The following is a 20,292-nucleotide window of genomic DNA, read 5'->3' as shown; positions in this document are numbered from 1 at the left end:
GTTCTTGATGGCGCTCAATCCTCCGGCGAAACAGCGATTGCACCATCAGGCTGAGCATGGTTGCCCTTCGATCGCCGCGTCGTGCTGCGCGGATGTGGGCTCCTCCTGACGCGCGGGCCGCAAGGATTGATAGCTGCCTGAACGCTCCGGCCTGCTCAGCACCACCTGCCAGAGCTGCCCCTGCCGCGAGCGGAAGAAGCCGGCACAGCTGAGCAGGTAATAACGCCAGAAACGAAAAAACTCAGGCGTGCTGTCGTTCTCCAGCCTGGGCCAGGCGCTTTCGAAGTTCTGCCACCAGGCCAGCAGGGTGCGGTCGTAATCGAGACCAAAGTTTTCCCAATCTTCAATCAGGAAACGCCCCTCAAGCCCATCGGCAAGTTGGCTGGCCGATGGCAAGCGCCCACCTGGGAAGATGTAGCGATCGATCCAGGGATCGATGCGGCGAGTACTGCAGGCCGATCCAATCGTGTGCAGCAACACCAGCCCATCGGGGTGCAACAGGCGCTGCAACGTGCCAAAGAAAGCGGCATCATTGCGGCGACCAACATGCTCAAACATGCCCACCGAGGCGATGCGATCAAAACACCCCGGATCCAGCGCCGGCAGCTGCCGGTAATCGCACAACTCCACACGAATGGGTAGTTCGGCCAGATGCTCACCAATCCAGCTGGCCTGCTGGGCTGACACCGTGATGCCCACCACCTCCACGCCGTAATGCCTGGCCGCATAGGCCGCCAACGATCCCCAGCCGCATCCCACATCCAGCAGGCGCATGCCCGGCCGCAACTCCAGCTTTTCGCAGATCAGCCGCAGCTTGTGATCCTGCGCGGCTTCAAGGTTGTCGGCCTGGCGCCAATAGCCACAGCTGTACACCATCAGCGGATCCAGCGTGGCGGCGTACACCCGCGGATCGATGTCGTAGTGCCGATAGCCCACCACAAAAGAGCGGCGCAGCGCCTGGGGATTGCTGAACTGGTCGCGCAGGATCCGCACCAGTTCAGCCAGGCTTGAGCGCAGGCTGAGCGGGCGATTGCCATTGCTGCGCAGCAGGCGGCAAATCAGCTCATCAAGCTGCTCGCAATCCCATGCCCCCCGCACGTAGCCGTTGCCCAGGGCCAGCGAGCCCTGCCGCAGTAGTGCCCCATAAAGGCGGGGATCATGCACCCGTAGATCCCAGGGGCGATCGCCGTTGAAGCGCACATCAGCCGCCTCGGCGATGGCGGCAAGACTGGCCGGAACAGGCATGGCAACAGCAACACTCGCCATACCCAATCGGCGCTACAGGATGCATGGGCCCGCCGCGGTGCATCTGAGGTGAAATCAACGCTGCGTCGCCGTAGGCGCGCGGCAGCCATCGCCCTCGCAGCACTGCTCTGATCAGGCTGGCGCCATGGCAATCAGCAGCACCCCCGTATCAGCCCACGGCCGCTGGTCGGCTCAGGTGGCCGAGCGGCCACCAGCACTGGATCTTGAGGCCGGCCTGTTCACCTGGAGCGATCCGGAGCGCATCGCCGCCTCCTTACTCCAGTCTGCCCATGGCAGCACGCGCCGCAAGCGCAGTGCCTACGCCAGTGCCATGGCGATGCTCTGCCTGTATGTCAACCGCGCCGGCCGCAAGCTTGATCCTGAGCAGCGCCAGGTGCTGGAGGCGGCCAAGGGCAGCCTGCGCCGGCAAGCAGCGGCGTGATCCCCGTGGCAGTGCCTGCGGCCCAACCCATCAGCTGCCTGAGCCCGGAGCAGGCGTTGCTTGCCCTAGGCAGCAGCCCAGCAGGCCTCGGCAGCCTCGAAGCCAACCTCCGGCTGGCCCATTTCGGGCCCAATTGCTTACCACCCCAGCGCCATCGCCCCCTGATCCTGCGCTTGGGCGATCAGCTCACGCACTTCATGGCGCTGCTGCTCTGGGCAGCGGGGGCGATGGCCATCGTGGCCGGCACACCCTCCCTCGGATGGGCGATTTGGGGCGTGGTGCTGATCAATGGCCTGTTCAGTTTCTGGCAAGACTTTCAGGCTGAACGCACCCTGGCGGCTCTCACAGCGGTACTGCCACAGCACGTGCGCGTCTGGCGGCAAGGGTTGATGACCCAGCTCCCATCGGATGCTCTGGTTCCAGGCGACTTGCTGGAGCTTGAGGCCGGCGACCAGGTGCCAGCCGACTGCCGGGTGATTGAGGCATCGGCCCTGTCGCTCAATGCATCGCTCCTCACGGGTGAAGCACTGCCGCTGGCGCGCGGGTCGGCGGCGTTGGCACAGCAACGCAATCCTTCGGAAGCAGCCAATCTGCTGCCGGCAGGAACATGCGTGGCTGCGGGGCGCTGCCAGGCCCTCGTTTACGCAACAGGCGCTGAAACAGAGTTTGCCCAGGTTGCTCACCTAAGTGCCGGCATCGAGCGTTCCCCCAGCACCCTTGAAGTGCAGGTGGGCCGCATCGTGCGGACCGTGACCGGCATCGCCCTGAGCCTTGGCGCCATCGCCTTTCTGGCCGGCATCACGCTGGTGGGAGTGCCGCCTTTGGAGAGCCTGGTGTTCTCCATCGGCATCATCGTGGCCAACGTGCCTGAGGGCCTGCTGCCCACAGTGACGCTGGTGTTGGCCCTGGCTGTGAAACGCATGGCGCGGGAGCGGGCGCTGGTGCGGCGGCTTTCAGCGGTAGAAACCCTCGGCTGCGTGAGCGTGATCTGCACCGACAAAACCGGAACACTCACAGCCAATGCGATGACCCTGCAGGACACCTGGGGCAGCGATCGTCCGCTCCTGCTGTTGATGGCATCGCTGTGCTGCAACGCCTCGCTCAACGTTGGCGATCCCACCGAAACGGCTCTGCTGCAGGGTGCCCAACGAAACGGCATTGACCCAGACCAGGAGCGGCAGCGGCTACCCAGGCTGCAGGAGCTGCCTTTCGATTCGGCGCGACGACTGATGAGCGTGCTGCTGCATTGGCAGAACGACCGCCGCTGGCCCCTGCCCTGCACATGGATGCAATGCAGCAAGGGTGCTCCAGTGGAACTGCTGGAGCGTTGCAGCCATTGGTGGCATGCCGGTGTGATGACGCCCCTCACCGCACCAGAGCGGGATCTGGTGCACGCCGCCAACAACGTGATGGCGCGGCAGGGCTACCGGGTGCTGGCCATTGCCTGCCGTCCGTGCGATCAGCCGCAGATCGAGGAACAACAGCTTGTGCTGATGGGTCTTGTGGGTCTCTACGATCCACCCCGCCCGGGGGTGCATCAAGCGATCACGGCCTGCCACAAGGCGGGCATCAAGGTCACGATGGTCACGGGGGATTACGGCCTCACGGCCGAAGCCATCGCGAGACAGATCGGCCTCCTGGATACTCCAGCCCATGCCCAACATGATCCGGTGCGGGTGATCAATGGCAGCGATCTAGCCAGGCTTAGCGATGCCCAGCTGCGTCAACTGCTGAAGTTCCGCTCGCGGCTGGTGTTCGCGCGGATGGCACCGGAACAAAAGCTACGGCTGGTGAAGAGCTACAAAGCCCTCGGCGAGGTGGTCGCGGTGACCGGGGACGGCGTCAATGACGCTCCAGCCCTACGCGCAGCCGACGTGGGTATTGCCATGGGGCGCAGTGGAACGGATGTGGCTCGCGAGGCCGCCGACATCGTGCTCGTGGATGACAACTTCGCCACGATCATCTCCGCGGTGCGGCACGGCCGAGGCGTGTACCAGAACATCCGCCGCTTCCTGCTTTACATCCTGGCTTCAAACGTTGCCGAGGTGGCTCCTTTTTTCACCATGCTCGTGCTGAGGATCCCTGCCGCCCTCACGGTGCTGCAGATCCTCGCGGTTGATCTTGGAACGGATCTGTTGCCAGCGCTGGGACTCGGGGCGGAACCGCCCGAAACAACGGTGATGGAAGGGCTCCCCCGCCGCCGTGACCAACCCCTGCTGGATCGCCAACTGTTGGAGCAGGCCTATCTGTTTTTCGGCCTCCTAGAAGGAATCCTGGCGATGCTCGGCTACGGCCTCACCTGGTGGAGCCACGGGCTGGGCCTAGCCCAGCTCCAGCTTGTGGCGCCAGACCTCCTGCACCACCGAGCCACTGCGGCCTTGCTGATGATTCAGCACCAGGCCTCAGCGGTGGCCCTGGGATCGATCGTGTGTGCCCAGGTGGGCACAGCCCTCGCCTGCCGCGGCCGTTCGCGCAGACGCCCCCATCTCTTCCTGCTGATCGGCATCAGCCTCGAGCTGGTGGCCTTCTGCGCCCTGCAGGGCTGGCCGGTACTGGCGCAGACCTTCCAGATGGCGCCGATCCCGTCACAGTTGTGGTGGTGGCTGTTGCTCTGCATCCCCGCACCATTGCTGGCTGATCAGATCCGTATCGCCTGGAGGTCCTATCGCCATGGCCCGAGCCAACGCTCTCTGGCCTAACCGCCATGCCGCCGGTCAGGCACTGGCCCAACGGCTTAGCGCCTGGCGTGAACAAAGCGATGCGCTGGTGTTGGGCCTCCCGCGCGGAGGTGTGGTGGTCGCCGCGGAAGTAGCCCGCGCCCTGCAACTGCCCCTAGCCAGCTGGGCCGTGCGCAAGCTGGCGCACCCGCGTGCGCCGGAGCTGGCCCTCGGAGCCATCGCCCCCGGCGGGATCCTGATCTGGGATGAACCCACTGCCAGCAGCTATGGCCTGGATCCAAGCCTTCGGCAGCGCATCGTGGCGGCAGAAAGCCATGAGCTGGAGCGGCGGCGGCGCCTCTACGGCGACCCGGCTCCGGCAAGCCTGCGGCACCGCCCGCTACTGGTCGTTGACGACGGCGTCGCCACAGGCCTCACGGTACGGGCCGCGCTGGAATCCCTGCGCCAGGTGCAGCCCAGCCTGCTGGTGCTGGCCGTGCCGGTGATCGACCGGCAGGTGGCGGCCCAGCTACGACCCGGGCTCGATGATCTGATTGCCCTGGCGGAGGTCGACGACCTCTGGGCCGTAGGGGCCTGGTATCAGCGCTTTGAACCGGTAAGCGATCGCGAGGTGCTCGCGCTTATGGCTGCTTGTAGTGGGGGTCGAGCCAACAACACGGCAGCGGTTCACCAGAAGGAAAGATCAGCTCGGTCTTAAGAAAGGAATCCGGCTCCTGCAGTTCTTCCCCGGCGTGCAACCGGCCCCGCAAAGCGGGGCAGAAGGGATCGAACAGCTGAGGCAGGCTCAACACCTCCATCAGGGAGCCATCCTGCCGGGTTCTCAGGAACATGGAGCCGAGGCGAACCTGCTCCCGGTTTAGGCATCACAGCCGGCTGCAACGCTGATCGCCATGCGGCAAATGCGCGGCGACGGCAGCGGCTGCGATCAGCGGTTGAGCCGTTGCATCTGCCAGGTCACCAGCGTGCCCACCGGGCTCCACAGCAGATAGGGAATCAACAGGAAGACCGCCGGCTGCGACACCCGAAGCACCAACACACTCAGGGCGACGCCCCAGAGCCAACCCGCCAGCCCCACGCCGGTGCCATTGGCCAAGCGGCGGGTGCGGCAGATCAGCCAGGTGTAGCTCTGCACCAACAGCAGCAGGAGCAGGTAGCCGCTCATCAACCACCAGCTGCTTGTGCGGTACCACACCAGCAACGCCGAGGCATAGAAGCAGGCGTAGATCGTCAACCAGATCAGCGGGATGAGTGCTTCAAAGGTGAGCCAGCCGGGCCGGCGCAGACGCAGGAACCAGGCGAAGTCGTCCTGGCTGGGCATGATCACCACCACCAAAGTGCCAATCACCAACAGGATCACGATCGCGGCAGTCATGCAACCTGAGCAACTGATCCAGCCTGATGCAGCGGGAGTGATCAGCGGTGCGGCAGTGATGCGGCAGACGCCTCCGTCATCCACGACCTGGATCAGCCTGCAGCAGGCGACATCCGCAGTGCTCCAGGAAGCCTGCCTGCTGGTCTGGCCCACAAGACCCCATGACTGCAGAGCAGTGCCACCGACGGGTGCTCGCCATCAGACAGATTTTTTGAACAACCATGACAACAACGCTTCGTGCGGCCTGGGTGAATCCCTGGCCGAGTTTCTGCAGTTGGATCACCAACACCGGCAACCGGATCTACATCGGCTGGTTCGGCGTGCTGATGATTCCCACCCTGCTCACCGCAACGGTGGTTTTCGCCATGGCATTCGTGGCAGCACCAGCGGTGGATGTGGATGGAATCCGTGAGCCCGTGAGTGGAGCCCTGCTCAGCGGTAACAATCTGATCACTGCCGCTGTGGTGCCGAGCTCCAATGCCATCGGCCTGCACTTTTATCCCCTCTGGGAAGCCTCCAGCCTGGAGGAATGGCTCTACAACGGCGGGCCTTATCAACTCATCGTGTTCCACTTCCTGATCGGCATCAGCGCCTGGATGGGCCGCCAGTGGGAGCTCTCCTATCGGTTAGGGATGCGCCCCTGGATCGCTGTGGCCTATTCAGCACCATGGGCGGCTGCGATGGCGGTGTTTCTGGTGTATCCGATGGGGCAGGGATCGTTTTCCGATGGGATGCCGTTGGGCATCTCCGGCACCTTCAATTTCATGTTGGTGCTGCAGGCGGAGCACAACGTGTTAATGCACCCACTGCACATGCTGGCCGTGGCCGGCAGCTTTGGCGGAGCCCTGCTGGCGGCGCTGCACGGCTCGCTGGTCACCAGCAGCCTGGTGCGCGAAACCACCGAACAAGAATCAATCAACCGGGGCTATTTATTCGGGCAGGAGCAACCCACCTACAACATTGTGGCGGCCCATGGCTACCTGGGTCGGCTGATCATGCCTTACGCCACGAGCGATAACAGCCGCAGTGTGCATTTTCTCTTGGCTGCCTGGCCCGTGATCGGCATCTGGTGCTCGGCCCTAGCCGTGAGCAGCTTTGCGTTCAATCTCAATGGCTTCAACTTCAATCAGTCAGTGCTCGATCACCAGGGCCGCATGATTGCCACCTGGGCCGATCTACTCAACCGCGCCAACCTAGGCATCGAAGCAATGCATGAGCGCAACGCCCACCAATTCCCCCTCGATCTGGCGGCAGCACCAAAGCCCACAGCAGAGCTGGCCTGATCACCGATTGCGGTTGGTCACCCTGGCCGTGAACGACCCATTCGCTCACCATCGCAGGCAATCTGCAGGAAAGCTGCAGCAACGCTTGATTCTCCACGAACACTGGCCATCAAGCTGGTGTTCCCTCGTCGGGCCACTCCTTTGCGTCCGGGTTCTATGCGCTCTGTGGTTGTACAGCTGACTGAGCAGGAACTACTGCTGTTTCTCAACACGATCCGCGCGCGAAGCCTGTATCGGCCGTGCAGCCATGGGGCCGCCGCAGAGATTTGGAAACCCTGGATGGCCCCTCTACTCGAAAAGCTCACCAAGGCAGCAGGCTGAGGCTGTAGCGCAGCAGCCCCAGGAGCGCTGCCGCGCCGATCAGCCGAATCACCCCCCAGCGGCATCGCAACAGCAACAGCAGCGATGCCGCCACCACCAGAGCCGCTGGGGCATCAAAGCCAGCGCTGGGCCACAACACGGGCACAGCGAAAAAGATGGTCAAGCTGGCGATCACGCCCACCAAGGCTGCCGTGATCGCCGTAAGCGGAGCTGTGAAGCGCTGATCGCCGCGGCTGGCCTCCACCAGCGGCGCACCCACCAGGATGAAACCGAAAGAGGGCAAAAAGGTGAACCAAACGGTGACGGCCGCTGCCGCCCAGCCGCCGGCACCGGTGTTCCAACCGCCCATGAAGCCCACAAAGGCCAGCACCATGATTAGCGGCCCGGGCGTGGTTTCACCCAGCGCCAACCCATCCAGCATCTGCCCTGCCGAGAGCCAGTGGTGATGCTCCACGGCCCCCTGGGCCACGTAGGGCAACACGGCATAGGCCCCCCCGAAACTCACCAGGGCCACCTGCGTGAAAAAGCGCCCCATCTGGCTGAGCACCCCATCCCAACCGCTCGCCAACACCAGCGCCGCCAACGGCAGCATGAAGGCCGTTCCCCAGGCCAGCAGGGCACGCAACAGTGCTGAACGGCTGAACTGGGCATGGGCAGGGGTGGGGGTGTGGTCGCCATGGATCGCCTCCGGCAACTCGCCATCGCCTGGGCCCGTGGCCGCCGCGATGGCGCGTTGCGCCCGTGGCAGCAGCCAGCCCGGCCGCAGCCGCATCGCCAGCCAACCCACAAGGGCTGCCCCCAGCACCAGTGCCGGATAGGGAACAGCATCACTGCTCAACAGCAGCAACGCCACCAACGCCAATGCCCCATGCAAGGGCGTACGCAGGGTGCGCCGCCCCAGCCGCCAGGCAGCCACGATCACGATGGCCAACACGGCCGGCTTGAGCGCGGCGAACAGCGCCTCCATCCAGGGCATCGCGCCCCAGAGCGCATAGAGCCAGGCCAGCAGGCTGAGCAGCAGCGCCGAGGGCAGCAGAAACAGCACACCGGCGATCACACCACCCAGCCAGCCATGCATCAGCCAGCCCAAGTAGGTGGCCAGCTGGGTGGCCTCAGGCCCCGGCAGCAGCATGCAGAAATTGAGGGCATGCAAGTAGCGCCGTTCACTCAGCCAACGGCGCTGCTCCACCAGTTCGTGGTGCAACAGCGCGATCTGACCGGCAGGCCCACCAAAACTGACCCAGCCGAGGCGCCACCAAAAACGCGAAGCCTCGAGCAGGCTCACGCCGCGCTCCGCCCCCATCGGCTCTCTGTGCTGGAAGAACCCAGTCTGCCGAGATCAGCCCAGCAGCATCAGGGCCTCCTTGTATCCCTGGCAACAGGGCAGAGGGGGGTAGCCGTGCCTCGCCAACACCGCATCAACCCGCTGGGTGGCCTGCTTCAACCGATCCGTAGGAATCGCGGGGAAGGCGTGATGGACGCTGTGGTGAGGCAAACCTCCGAGCAAGGGGCTGAGCCAGCCCGGCACGACAACGGTGCGGGAGCAGTAGAGCTGCGTGAGCAAGGGATGAGTTTGCGGTTGCCAGAGCAGCCAATGCTCAATGGCACCGCGCAATTGCAAGATCGCACCGGCCACGCGCTCCACCACCAGCCAGCACAACCCATAGGCCAGCCATTGCCCATGCTGAACCACCAGCACCAGAATCAACCCCTGTACCAACAGCACCCCGATGGCATCGATCAGCAACGCCCGGCGTAAGGCCGGCTGCTGCGCCTGGAGCACAAGCGCTGCTTGAAGGGTGTGAACAATCAAACCTGCCCCCCCAGCCAGCACCAGCTGCCGCCAGGGAGCGCGGCGGGGCAGATCCACCCGTTCCGGATCGCGGCGATCGCAGCCGTTCCAGCGGTGATGCAGGCGGTGCAGCAAGCGATAGGTGAACAAGGGCCAGGCCATGGGCCAACTGATCAGTGCCGCCAAGACCAGCTCGAGATGGCGCCGGCCCAGCAAGGTGCCGTGGCAGGCCTCATGGGTGGCGATCAACAGCAGGGTTTCCGCCAATGCCACCAACAGGGCCGCCGCCAGACGCAGGGGCCATGACGGCAGCAACCAGTAGCCGATGCCGCCGAGGGCCAACAGGCTGAGGAGCAGCACAAGACGGGTGGTCGCCGGCTGGATGGGCTTGGCCTGCAAATCAGCAACGGCGGCGTGCAGGTCGCGAATCAACGGGCGAGGCGAAACCGAAGCGGTCACAGGCTGCAGAACTACGGGCAAACCTATGGAGTGATGGCGGGCCGCTCGGGCGATGCATCAGTTGTGCGGCATAGGTGGTAGCGATGGCCCACCTGCGGATCGATCAACGCGCTGCCAGCCGGCATCGACCCTGCCGCTTCCGCCGCACTGCCCTTCATCCACAACAGGCGGGTGAGCAAACCGCTGAACTGCACATCGCCGCCCGCCGTGCTGGCGAGCACCGTGCGGGGCTTGAAGCGCTCCAGCAACTGAGGGAGCACAGCCTGTCCGCGGACAAAGGCACCGGCCACAGGTAGCCCCAGATCAACCACCGGCGTGATCACCGCATCAAGGGGCTGGGCCGGTAGATCCGCCGGCAGATAGCCGTGGGGCTCGAGATACAACGACCCCTCGGGATGCTCCAGCAGGTAGCCGTTCTCCACTTGAGGCACAGGCGCCCCGGCGGTGGCCGTGATCAGCAGATCGGCATGCTGGAAGCACTCGCCGGGCTTGAGAGCGCGCACGGCTTCAAAGCCCAGGCCCAGGGCCTTCGCCGCGGCTGTCACCGATCCCACCACCGGCAGGCTGCGTGGCAGCAGCTGAAGGGTGGCCGGGTGGGCGTGATCATCGAGCCCCTGGGTGAGCAGCACGAGATCGAGATCGGGCGGCACCGGCTGGCTGACCGAAAGCTGTCCCTCGAAAAACCAGGGACCCGGCGGAAACTGCAACGCGCCTATGAGCCATGGATCCACCAGCACCCGCAGGCAGCCGAACTCCAGCAGCCAGCCGTTAGCGCCGTAGTAAGTGGCATGCATGGATGCAGGGGCAGTGGATTAGACACTAAGGAGCACCGCAAGGCGGGTGCTGGAATGCAATTCAGGGCGTCAACGGCGGATGCTGCGGCTCAACGAACTGAAGCTTCCCCTCGAGCACGAACCCGAGGCCATCAGCGACGCGCTCTGCCGCCGCCTGAAGTTGAAGCCGGCTCAACTCCAGGGCCCACCTCAGGTGGTGAAGCGAAGCGTTGATGCGCGGCGCAAGAGCCATATCCAGCTGGCCTACAGCGTGGAGTTCAGCCTTGAAACCGGCCTAGAGCAGCGGCTGCTGAAACGCTTCGCGCGCGACGCGCACCTCCAGCCGGCGCCCGACACCACTTATCAGCTGGTGGCTCAGGCGCCGGGCAAGGCGAACCTGCCGCGGCCTGTGGTGGTGGGTGCAGGCCCTTGCGGCTACTTCTGCGCGCTGCTGCTGGCCCAGATGGGTCTGCGGCCCCTGCTGCTGGAGCGCGGCAAACCGGTGAAAGAACGCAGCGCTGACACCTTTGGCTTCTGGAAGGGCAAACGCCCCTTCAACCCAGAGTCCAACGCTCAGTTCGGCGAGGGCGGGGCAGGAACCTTTTCCGACGGGAAGCTCTACAGCCAGGTGCGCGACCCGCGCCACCTTGGCCGCAAGGTTCTTGAAGAGTTGGTGGGTGCCGGCGCGAACCCCGAGATCCTGGTGCTGCATCGCCCTCACATCGGCACCTTCAAACTGGCCACGGTGGTGCGGGGTCTGCGGGCCCAGATCACGGAGCTGGGCGGTGAGATTCGGTTTGAAAGCCGGGTGGATCAGCTCGAGCTCGATGCCGGCGACCGTCGCGTGCGTGGGGTCACCCTTGCCGATGGCACCTTCATCGCCGCCGAGCAGGTGGTGCTGGCGGTGGGCCACAGCGCCCGCGACAGCTTCGCGATGCTGCAAGCGCAGGGTGTAGCGATGGAGCGCAAGCCATTTTCAGTGGGCTTCCGCATCGAGCATCCGCAACCGCTGATCGATGCGGCCCGCTGGGGCAGCTGCGCCGGTCATCCGCTACTGGGAGCTGCCGAATACAAGCTGGTGCACCACGCCAGCAACGGCCGCTGTGTCTACAGCTTCTGCATGTGCCCGGGGGGACTGGTGGTGGGTGCCACCTCGGAAGCAGGCCGGGTGGTGACCAACGGCATGAGTCAGCACTCTCGCAACGAACGCAATGCCAACAGCGGCATCGTGGTGAACATTGAGCCCGAGGATGTGGAGCCCTACGGCGCCTTTCCCGGCGATCCGCTGGCGGGAGTGGCCTTTCAGCGCCACTGGGAAGCGCAGGCTTTCGCCCTCGGTGGCGAGAGCTACGCCGCCCCCGGCCAGCGCCTCGGCGATTTTCTGTCGGGCCGCAGCAGCTCAGCCACCGGCAGTGTGCAGCCTTCTTACGCGCCGGGCGTCACGCTCACGGACCTGAGCAGTGCCCTGCCGAACTTCGCCATCGAGGCCCTGCGCGAGGCGCTGCCTGCGTTCACCCGCAAGATCGAGGGCTATGCGATGGACGACGCCATGCTCACCGGCGTGGAAACCCGCACGTCTTCACCGCTGCGCCTGCAGCGATGCGAAAGCCTGGAAAGCAGCAATACACCAGGGCTTTATCCAGCCGGAGAAGGCGCCGGTTTTGCCGGCGGCATCCTCTCCGCTGCCATCGATGGCATCCGCGTAGCGGAGGCCGTGGCCCTTACTCTTCTTCGTCAGGAGCACCCAGTGGCGCCAGACGAATCTGCTTACGACCGAGCTTGATTTCAAACTCGTCGCCAGGCTTGAGATCCAATAGAGCGGTGTAGGCCTTGCCCACCATCAAGTTGCCGTTGAACTGCACCTTGGTAGTGAAACTCAGCTTTCGACCGCCTTTGCCAACCTTGCCGGTAGAGCCGCCAAACTCCACACCCTTGGCGTTGAGCAGCGCTTCATAGAAGGCCGTGAAGTTGAGACGCTCAGAGCCGTCCTTCTTGGCGGATACGTAGCCGCAGGCCCGAACGATGTCGGATTTGCTGGCATCACCAAGATCTTTAACCTTGGCAAGCAGTTCTGCTCCTGTGAGCATCAGATTGTTAGTTATGCAACAACTGCATTATTGCACCGCAGCGGAGGTACTGCCACCAGAATGCCCAAAGATTCCGCCAAAACGGTGAAACGGTATGGGGTGCACGGTGGTGTGGTTCCGGCGCGATCTGCGCCTGAACGACCATGCGGCCCTGAGCGCAGCTTGCAGCCGCGGCGCCGTTTTGCCGCTGTTTGTGCTCGATCGCGATCTGCTGTTTCACCCGGAAACTGCTGTTGCTCGGGTGGCCTTCATGCTCGAGAGTCTCAAGGCCCTCGATGCCGAACTGAGGCAGCGCGGCGGGCGCCTGCTCACCCGCTGGGGTGACCCTGCTGAGGTGCTGGTGCAGCTGGTGCGTACCAGCGGCGCTGATGGGGTAATCGCCCACACCGATAGCGAACGGCTGGTGGGCCGGGTGCGCGACGCCCGCGTGAGCCGCTCACTAGCGGCCGCCGGCATCCCTTTGCGCTGGCTGGAGCCTGCGGGTGCCACAGGGGATCTGATGCCCTACAGCAGCTGGAGCCACCAGTGGCATCAGGCCATGGCGAGCCCGGCCCTGCCGGCACCGGAGCAGCTGGTGGTGCCGGCACCCTCCAGCGCCCTGCCTGATCAGCCCGTTCCCAACCTCGAAGCGCTGGGCCTACGACCAGATGCCAAGCCCATCCCCCCCGGCGGCAGCGCCGCAGCCCTAAACCGGCTCGAGCAGTTTTGCGAAGGCGCCGCCTCTCGCACCTACTACTGGGAGCTCAGCTATCCGTCGGCGAAGGTAACAACAGGGCTCAGCCCCTACCTGAAATTTGGTGTGATCACCCCGCGACAGTGCCTGCAGCGGCTGGCCTGGCACCGGCCCCGAGGCGGTGAGGGCGGGCGCCGCGATCCTCGCAGCCGCAGCGCAGTACAACTCGCCAGCCGACTGCGCTGGGGCTGCGCAATCCATCAGCGCTTCCGCTATCTACCGCAGCTGGAGCTCAGTGCCCTCTGGAGCCCTTTCGACTCCACCACAGCGGCGCCACTGAGTGACGAGCAGGAGGAGATCTACGCCGCCTGGCAGGAAGGGCGCACGGGATTCCCGATCGTGGATGCGGCAGCGCGCTGCCTGCAGGCCGAAGGCGGCTGGCTAGAGCTCAACTTCCGCAGCCGCGCGATCTACGCCAGCTTCCTCACCAACCTCTGCGGGATCGACTGGCGGTATGGCGCCCTGCACTACATGCGCCATCTGATCGACGGTGACTGTCCGATTGATCACTACCAATGGGCGATGCAGGCCGGGGTGACGTATCACGGATCCAAGGCCTGGACGCGGATCTACCACCCGGGTCAGGTGGCAGTGGATCGCTGCGATCCCCAGGGGCTGTTCATCCGCCGCTGGCTACCGGAGCTGCGTGCCCTCACCAACGACCAGCTGGGCAGTCCGCCAACCATGGCCGATTACCCCGTTCCAATACTCAACTACGAGAGCGCTCGTCGGCTGCGGCTAGAGACATTGCAAGAACAACGTCTCCTTATTGGAGACGTTCAAACGGCTATGGCTCGGCTTCCGAGATATCTGCATCCTTTCGGCTACGAGCGCATCACCCAAGCCGATGTGGCCTGGGCGGATCTCTGGGGGTACCAGCCGCCTCACGCGCTGCAACCCAACGCGGTGGATCTCGAGCGGCTTGATCCCGCGGGATGGAAGGCCCTGATGAGTTGGTTCAGCGGCAGCAGCCGCACCAATGGGGCCACACGCCCGCAGACAAGCGGCCGTCGGCGCAGCCGCCGGACACAGCCGAGCCCTGGGCAGCTCAGCCTGGATCTCGGGCTCGCCTTGGATTCCCAACGCTGAACCGGTGGCCTCAGTTGCCCGTCGAGCCCCTTTCCAGGTCAGACCGGCAGCTGCTGGGACACGATGCCGCTCCACTGGACGGCCTTCACCTGATCGCGGCGCCACGAATGAAACAGCAGCTCTTCGCTCACGGTGCAGAGGGGGCAGACGCTGATCTGTTCGGGCGGGATCCCGGCCTGCTCAAGCTGGAGACGGGTGGCGGCGCGGATATCGAGCCGGCAACGACCCACCTCTGAATCAGGCATCACAGCCCCGCAGGCCTCAAGCGCCTCGAGGCTCGACGCCGCGGGTAGCGACGCTGCCACCCGTTGGGCCACGCTGAGCTCCACCTGATAACGAACACCGCTAACGGCAGGACCGAGGGCCAGCAGCAAACTCTGCCGCTGGCAACCGACCTGCTCGAGCTGCTCGATCGCCCGCAGCAGAATCCCACCAGCCACACCGCGCCATCCTGCGTGGCAGGCCGCCACCCGGCCGCTCACGGGATCGGCGATGAGCACAGGCGTGCAATCGGCACCGCACACCCAAAGGCTCTGGCCACCGGCATCGCTCACCAGTCCATCGGCCTCTGGCCAGGGTTCAGCCCTGGCGGCGCTGGCCTGCAGCACCAAAGCGCTATGCACCTGCTTCGGGCGATGCACGCTCACCCCGGCGCTCACGTAGCCAGCCAGCACCTCGGGGCCGCGGCCCTGCCACTGGCGTGTGAAAAAGCCGTGCTCGAAGTCCGTCAGCAGATCGGATTGGAGGTAATAGCCGCCGTAGCAGCCCACCCAAGTCCACCCCTCCAGGAGGTTGAACTGGGCGTCCTGCCGGTTGAAAGGGCGATCAACCGACTCAGCCATGGATCATCGGTTCAGGCATCAGGTAGATCGCGGAGCACCCAGAAGCCATCGAAGCCGCTCTGGTTTTCATGGCTCTGCACGGCAAGAAACTGCACACCGCCCACCTGCTCGCGGGCAGCGCGGAATGCCTGGGCAGCAGCTTCAGCCTCCTCTGCGTCAAGGTTCCCCAACAGCCAACGATCCTCCAGACCAGCCTCCAGCACCAGCTGGCCACCACTCACCTCCAGTCGCACAGGCTCCAAGCCAGCAATCCAACCGGCAATGGCCAGGGATCGTGTGGCACTGAAAAGCCGCAAGCCGCTCACCATCGCCTCATCGGATCCGGCGCCAGCGAGGGGAACAAGGCCAGGAAAACTCACCTCCCAATCGGCGGCCTCGCGCAGGGCTCCGAGCGGAAGGGAGGCCCAGCTCCAGCGATCACCGCGAGCCGCCTCCGGCAGGGGCACCGCCACGGGCTGAATCGGCAGGGGCGCAGGGGCCAGGGGGCCCGCCATGTAGCCCTCCTCCGCCGGATAAACCTTGAGCTGCCTCTCCTGCAGCCACTCCACCAGGGCGTAGCAGCGGCGGCTGGGAATCAGCTCCAGGCCCAACTGCTCAGCAGCACGCTGCACCATCGTGCGCATGGAGGCACGCCAACAGCGCAGCTTGCGGGGCGTGCCATAGCCCTCGCGGGCCGCTTGCTCTATCGCCTGCTCGAGTGACTGCTTCAGCCACTGGGAGTTCACGCTGGCCGCTGGGCAGTTGAGGGAAAAGCGAAACCCGCTGCCTTCAGCACTCTGCAGGGGTGTGCTGCAGATCAGCAGTTCCCACCGCTTCTTGCCATCGGGCTCAAGAATCGGACGGGAGTAGTAGTCGAGTTCCCAGTCAGCCTGCAGGAGATCCGGGTAGGGAGAGGGGGCGCGCCCGGCGTTCGGACGCGCTTCCTCGGTGGCCTGACTCATCCGGCGCTCTGTTCCTGCTGGCGCAGCACGCTACGAGCACGGTTGGCCCGATCGGCGGCTTCTGCCATCACCTTGTCGCGATCGATCAGCAGCTCGCCGGGCTGCCCCTCCAGCAGGGCGGTGTTGAGGGCGATGCGGCCGCGGCCTGGATCGAGCTCGGTGATCAGCGCCTTGACGCGATCACCCTGGCCGAACACCTCGCGCAGGTCACGCATTTGGCCGCCGGTGATCGCCGATTGATGCAGCAAGCCGCTGATACCGCCCAGGTCCACAAACAGGCCATAGGGCTTGATCGACACCACCTGGCCTTCCACCAGTTGCCCCACGTCCAGGTTCTGGAAGATGGCAGCCGTGGCAGCTTTTTTCTCCGAGAGCACCAGCTTGCGGGTTTCCGGATTCACCTCCAGGAAGGCCACGCCAAGGGTTTTACCCACGAGCGCTTCGTGGTTTTCGCCCTCCTGCAGCTGTGAGCGGGGGATGAAGCCGCGCAGGCCTTCCACATCGCAGGTCACGCCGCCGCGGTTGAAGCCATTCACCTTCACCTGCAGCACCTTGCCCTCCTTTTCGAGCACGCGCACCTTCTCCCAGCTCTGGCGCAGGGCCAGGGCGCGGGCGCTCACGGTCACCATGCCGTCGGCGTTCTGCTCGCGAGTCACCAGCACCTCCACCTGGGTGCCACGGGGGAAGCGTTCTTTGAGGTTGGTGATCACCCCTAGGCCGCACTCCTTCTTGGGCATGAAGCCCGGAGCCTTGCCGCCGATGTCCACGTACACGCCATCGCTCTCGAGGGCCACCACCGTGCCCATGGCTACCTCGCCGGTGGTGCCCACAAACTCCTGCTCATCGAGAGCAGCCAGGAAGGCGTCGGCGTCGAAATCGAAGTCGTCCACTGTGCGGGCTGGCACAGCCGCCGAGCGCTCGGGCTGGGGTGCAGCTTGGCGGGAACCGCCGGAGGCACCACCTCCGCGCCGCTTGCCTTTGTCGTCTGGACCGATCAGATCGGCCATGGTGAGACCCTCAAAGCCGCTCATGTCGAACAGCTCGTCGTCACCGGCGGAAGGACGGGCAGGGGCGGAGGGAGCGCTGGGACGCTGCGGGGAGAGCGGCGCTTCACCGCGGGAGGCGCGCACGGCGTTCTCCAGCTCGGCAGCGTGCTGAGCAGCAGCTTCTGCGGCAGCGCGGGCTTCAACGGCTTGGCGCTCGAGCTTCAGCTGCTCGTCTTTTTTATTGATCTGCAGCACCTGAGGCGGCTTGCGCGCCGGGGGAGCCGCCGGGGGGCGCGGAGACGCCGGCGGAACAGGGCGCGGCGACTGGGCTTGCTTGGCCGAAGGCTGGGAGGGCTGCTGGTTGCCGGTACCGGCCATGAACAAGCACATACACAGCTCCACACTGTAGGCAGGCCTCGTTCAGACCAGCCCACCCATGACGCGCTCCAGCACATCCGGCCAGCGTCAGCTGGAGATGCTCCAGTGGCCCCAGCTCCAGCGGGCCGCGGCCCAGTCGGGAAGCACGGTGGTGTGGCCCTTTGGCGCCTTCGAGCAACACGGCCCGCAGCTGCCGCTGGGCACCGACGCGCTGTTTGCCGATCGGCTCTTGGATCAGGTGCTAGCCGCCTTACCTACAGCGCTTCCGATCTGGAGGCTGCCGGTGCAGAGCCTCGGGTTTTCACCTGAGCACCAGAGCTTTCCTGGCACCCTGAGCCTGCCGTCGGAATTGCTGATCGCCCAGATCACCTGCATCGGAGCCCAACTGGCCGATGCAGGCTTTCAACGCCTGGTGCTGTTTAACGCCCATGGCGGCCAGATCGCTCTACTGCAGGTGGCCGCCCGCCAGCTGCGGGCCAGCCGGCCGGAGCTGGCGGTGCTGCCCTGTTTTCTCTGGAGCGGACCTAAGGAGATTGGGGAGCTGCTTCCAGAACCCGAACGCAGCCAGGGTCTGCACGCCGGCCTGGCGGAAACCAGCTTGATGCTGCAACTGGCGCCGGAGCTTGTGGGGCCTGAACGGCCCATCGATGGCGTGCTCCCGGAGCCACCCCCCGCCGGCTGGAGCTTGGAAGGTGCCGTACCGGAGGCGTGGCTCACGGCGGACCTCTCCAGCAGCGGGGTTGTGGGCGACAGCCGCGGCGCCAACCAGGGGCTCGGTGCGGCGCTGGAGCAGCGTCTGGTGGAGGGATGGTGCGGCCTGTTCACCGCCTTGCTGGGCAGCTCTTGGCCACCGGGGCCGGCAAACCGACCCTGATCGGGCGGATCGCAGATGCTCAAAAGCTTTCAGAACCCCTAACCAAACCGCAGGAGATGGTTACAGTCGATTCCATTGCGTTGTGTACTAGGTAGCCATGGCGACCCTTGAAGCTCCGGACGTCTGTGCAGCAGCCGGCAACTTGCCCGACTTCACGACCGACACCTACAAGGACGCCTACAGCCGCATCAACGCGATCGTGATCGAGGGCGAGCAGGAAGCCCACGACAACTACATCTCGATCGGCACCCTGCTCCCTGAGCAGGCCGATGAGCTCACCAAGCTGGCCCGGATGGAGCTGAAGCACATGAAGGGCTTCACCGCTTGCGCCAACAATCTGGGCGTTGTGGCCGACATGGCCTTCGCCAAAGAGTTCTTTGCCCCCCTGCACGACAACTTCAAAACCGCCCTGGCCGCGGGCAAAGTGCCTACCTGCCTGCTGATCCAGGCTCTGCTGATTGAGGCCTTCGCCATCTCGGCATATCACATCTATATCCCGGTCGCCGATCCCTTCGCTCGCAAAATCACCGAAGGCGTGGTGAAAGACGAGTACACCCACCTCAACTACGGTCAGGAGTGGCTCAAGGCCAACCTGGAAAGCTGCCGTGAGGAGCTGGAGCAGGCCAACCGCGACAACCTGCCCCTGATCCGCCGCATGCTCGATCAGGTAGCTGGTGACGCTGCTGTGCTTCACATGGACAAGGAAGACCTGATCGAGGACTTCTTGATCGCCTACCAGGAAGCTCTCACAGAGATCGGCTTCAGTACCCGCGAAATCGCACGCATGGCCGCTGCCGCCCTGGTGGGTTGAGCCAACCCTGCCTCAAACCGGCGTTGCCCTTTAATCGGGTGTCTTCAAGGCCGGTGTGTCACCAGGAGCATCTGAACGCATGTTTGGTCTGATTGGTCACTCCAGCAGCTTTGCCCAGGCCCAGGACAAAGCCCGCGAGCTCGGACTCGAGGAGATGGCCGAAGCCGACATGCTGGCTTGGTGCTCCGCCCCGCCCCAGCTACTGGAAACCTTCCAGGTGACCAGCCGCACAGGGCAAACGATCGAGGGCACCTACATCGATTCCTGCTTTGTGCCGGAGATGCTGAGCCGCTTCAAAACGGCCACTCGCAAGGTGCAGAACGCCATGGAGATGGCCCAGAAGCACGACATCAACGTGACCGCTCTGGGCGGATTCACCTCGATCATTTTCGAGAACTACGACCTCTCCAAGTTCCAGCAAATCCGCAACACCACCCTGGAGTGGAAGCGGTTCACCACCGGCAACACCCACACCGCCTGGGTGATCTGCCAGCAAGTGGAGCGCAATGCACCCCTGCTGGGCATCGATCTCAGCCAGGCCAAGGTGGCTGTAGTGGGCGCCACGGGCGACATCGGCAGCGCAGTGTGCCGCTGGCTGAGCCAGAAAACAGGTGTTGGCGAACTGCTGCTGGTGGCACGGCAGCAGCAACGCCTGCAAGACCTACAAACCTCTCTGGGCGGCGGCACGATCCTCAGCCTTGAGGAAGCTCTCCCCCAAGCCGATGTGGTCGTGTGGGTAGCCAGCCTTCCCCAAACCCTGACCATCGACCAGGGCAGCCTCCGCAAACCCTGTCTGATGATTGATGGCGGTTACCCCAAAAACCTTGATGCCAAGGTGGCCGGCGATGGGGTGCATGTGTTGAAAGGCGGCATTGTGGAGTTTTGGCAAGACATCGGCTGGCAGATGATGGAGGTGGCCGAGATGGAAAATCCCAAACGCCAGCTTTTCGCTTGCTTTGCTGAGGCCATGCTGCTGGAATTTGAGGGCATCCACACCAACTTCAGCTGGGGCCGCAACAACATCTCGCTGGCCAACATGGACCTGATCGGCAATGCCTCGCTGCGCCATGGGTTCCAGGCCATCGGCCTCAACCCTGCCCAACTGAGCCGGGCAACCCAGGGAGGCGTGGAACTGGCGGCGGCCTGAGCCGTTCCCACCACACCGTCCACCGTCCAGCCCAGCCCT

18 protein-coding genes are annotated in these 20,292 nt (G+C 64.6%); 9 read left to right on the top strand and 9 right to left on the bottom strand.

Annotated elements, in window-relative coordinates; all coding sequences use genetic code 11:
• Positions 1-45: 45 nt before the first annotated feature.
• Positions 46-1,245, bottom strand: a complete 1,200-nt coding sequence (cfa, locus tag KJJ24_RS02590; RefSeq protein ID WP_214340701.1) for a cyclopropane fatty acyl phospholipid synthase — start codon at positions 1,243-1,245, stop codon at positions 46-48.
• Between the two features lie 145 nt (positions 1,246-1,390).
• On the opposite strand from cfa, the gene KJJ24_RS02585 reads away from it, so the two are divergent.
• The 3 genes from KJJ24_RS02585 to KJJ24_RS02575 are packed head-to-tail and all read left to right on the top strand — an operon-like array spanning position 1,391 to position 5,062.
• On the top strand, positions 1,391-1,687 hold the full coding sequence (locus KJJ24_RS02585; RefSeq protein ID WP_214340699.1) for a DUF3175 domain-containing protein: 297 nt from the start codon (positions 1,391-1,393) through the stop codon (positions 1,685-1,687).
• Positions 1,688-1,692: 5 nt separating this feature from the next.
• Positions 1,693-4,386, top strand: a complete 2,694-nt coding sequence (locus KJJ24_RS02580) for a cation-transporting P-type ATPase (protein ID WP_214340697.1) — start codon at positions 1,693-1,695, stop codon at positions 4,384-4,386.
• Positions 4,358-5,062, top strand: coding sequence for a phosphoribosyltransferase (locus KJJ24_RS02575; protein ID WP_214340695.1), 705 nt, complete (start codon positions 4,358-4,360; stop codon positions 5,060-5,062). Before KJJ24_RS02580 ends, KJJ24_RS02575 begins: the two co-directional genes overlap by 29 nt.
• Positions 5,063-5,290: 228 nt before the next feature.
• Here KJJ24_RS02575 and KJJ24_RS02570 read toward each other — a convergent pair whose 3' ends face one another.
• Positions 5,291-5,737 (bottom strand): TspO/MBR family protein, encoded by a 447-nt coding sequence (locus KJJ24_RS02570; RefSeq protein ID WP_214340693.1) that lies wholly within the window; start codon positions 5,735-5,737, stop codon positions 5,291-5,293.
• Positions 5,738-5,958: 221 nt separating this feature from the next.
• Here KJJ24_RS02570 and psbA point away from each other — a divergent pair, with 221 nt between their 5' ends.
• Positions 5,959-7,020: a photosystem II q(b) protein gene (gene psbA / locus KJJ24_RS02565; protein WP_214340687.1), complete on the top strand. Its 1,062-nt coding sequence runs from the start codon at positions 5,959-5,961 to the stop codon at positions 7,018-7,020.
• A 301-nt stretch (positions 7,021-7,321) separates the two neighbouring features.
• Here the strand turns inward: psbA and chrA are convergent, their stop codons facing one another.
• The 3 genes from chrA to KJJ24_RS02550 are packed head-to-tail and all read right to left on the bottom strand — an operon-like array spanning position 7,322 to position 10,386.
• The gene (chrA, locus tag KJJ24_RS02560; RefSeq protein WP_214340685.1) at positions 7,322-8,644 is read right to left on the bottom strand and encodes a chromate efflux transporter; all 1,323 of its coding nucleotides are present in this window, start codon (positions 8,642-8,644) and stop codon (positions 7,322-7,324) included.
• Between the two features lie 36 nt (positions 8,645-8,680).
• Positions 8,681-9,592 carry a fatty acid desaturase gene (locus tag KJJ24_RS02555; protein ID WP_214340683.1) on the bottom strand — a complete coding sequence of 304 codons (912 nt, stop codon included), beginning with the start codon at positions 9,590-9,592 and terminating at the stop codon, positions 8,681-8,683.
• Positions 9,593-9,615: 23 nt separating this feature from the next.
• Positions 9,616-10,386 (bottom strand): MBL fold metallo-hydrolase, encoded by a 771-nt coding sequence (locus KJJ24_RS02550; RefSeq protein WP_214340681.1) that lies wholly within the window; start codon positions 10,384-10,386, stop codon positions 9,616-9,618.
• Between the two features lie 79 nt (positions 10,387-10,465).
• On the opposite strand from KJJ24_RS02550, the gene KJJ24_RS02545 reads away from it, so the two are divergent.
• Positions 10,466-12,148 carry an NAD(P)/FAD-dependent oxidoreductase gene (locus KJJ24_RS02545; RefSeq protein WP_214340679.1) on the top strand — a complete coding sequence of 561 codons (1,683 nt, stop codon included), beginning with the start codon at positions 10,466-10,468 and terminating at the stop codon, positions 12,146-12,148.
• Here KJJ24_RS02545 and KJJ24_RS02540 read toward each other — a convergent pair.
• Complete coding sequence (locus KJJ24_RS02540) at positions 12,087-12,452, bottom strand: AbrB family transcriptional regulator (RefSeq protein ID WP_214340677.1); 366 nt, start codon at positions 12,450-12,452, stop codon at positions 12,087-12,089. The genes KJJ24_RS02545 and KJJ24_RS02540 overlap by 62 nt on opposite strands.
• A 94-nt stretch (positions 12,453-12,546) precedes the next feature.
• Between KJJ24_RS02540 and KJJ24_RS02535 the strand changes: the two genes are divergently transcribed.
• On the top strand, positions 12,547-14,274 hold the full coding sequence (locus tag KJJ24_RS02535; RefSeq protein ID WP_214340675.1) for an FAD-binding domain-containing protein: 1,728 nt from the start codon (positions 12,547-12,549) through the stop codon (positions 14,272-14,274).
• Between the two features lie 38 nt (positions 14,275-14,312).
• On the opposite strand, the gene pgeF is transcribed toward KJJ24_RS02535, so the two are convergent.
• Genes pgeF through KJJ24_RS02520 form a run of 3 tightly spaced genes read right to left on the bottom strand, consistent with a single transcriptional unit; the run spans position 14,313 to position 17,421 of the window.
• A complete protein-coding gene (gene pgeF, locus KJJ24_RS02530; RefSeq protein WP_214340673.1) occupies positions 14,313-15,116 on the bottom strand; it encodes a peptidoglycan editing factor PgeF in 804 nt (267 codons plus the stop codon).
• An 11-nt stretch (positions 15,117-15,127) separates the two neighbouring features.
• Positions 15,128-16,057 (bottom strand): Tab2/Atab2 family RNA-binding protein, encoded by a 930-nt coding sequence (locus KJJ24_RS02525; protein WP_214340671.1) that lies wholly within the window; start codon positions 16,055-16,057, stop codon positions 15,128-15,130.
• Positions 16,054-17,421, bottom strand: coding sequence for a S1 RNA-binding domain-containing protein (locus KJJ24_RS02520; protein WP_214340669.1), 1,368 nt, complete (start codon positions 17,419-17,421; stop codon positions 16,054-16,056). Before KJJ24_RS02520 ends, KJJ24_RS02525 begins: the two co-directional genes overlap by 4 nt.
• Before the next feature lie 58 nt (positions 17,422-17,479).
• On the opposite strand from KJJ24_RS02520, the gene KJJ24_RS02515 reads away from it, so the two are divergent.
• From KJJ24_RS02515 to KJJ24_RS02505, 3 genes are all read left to right on the top strand, one after another.
• Positions 17,480-18,295, top strand: coding sequence for a creatininase family protein (locus KJJ24_RS02515; RefSeq protein ID WP_214340667.1), 816 nt, complete (start codon positions 17,480-17,482; stop codon positions 18,293-18,295).
• 97 nt (positions 18,296-18,392) lie between these two features.
• Positions 18,393-19,106 (top strand): aldehyde oxygenase (deformylating), encoded by a 714-nt coding sequence (locus KJJ24_RS02510; RefSeq protein WP_214340665.1) that lies wholly within the window; start codon positions 18,393-18,395, stop codon positions 19,104-19,106.
• A gap of 79 nt (positions 19,107-19,185) precedes the next feature.
• Positions 19,186-20,253 (top strand): long-chain acyl-[acyl-carrier-protein] reductase, encoded by a 1,068-nt coding sequence (locus KJJ24_RS02505; protein WP_214340662.1) that lies wholly within the window; start codon positions 19,186-19,188, stop codon positions 20,251-20,253.
• Positions 20,254-20,292 lie beyond the last annotated feature (39 nt).

This window comes from Synechococcus sp. LA31, from assembly GCF_018502385.1.
Lineage (GTDB): Bacteria > Cyanobacteriota > Cyanobacteriia > PCC-6307 > Cyanobiaceae > Vulcanococcus.
This window is presented reverse-complemented; position numbering and strand designations above follow the sequence as displayed.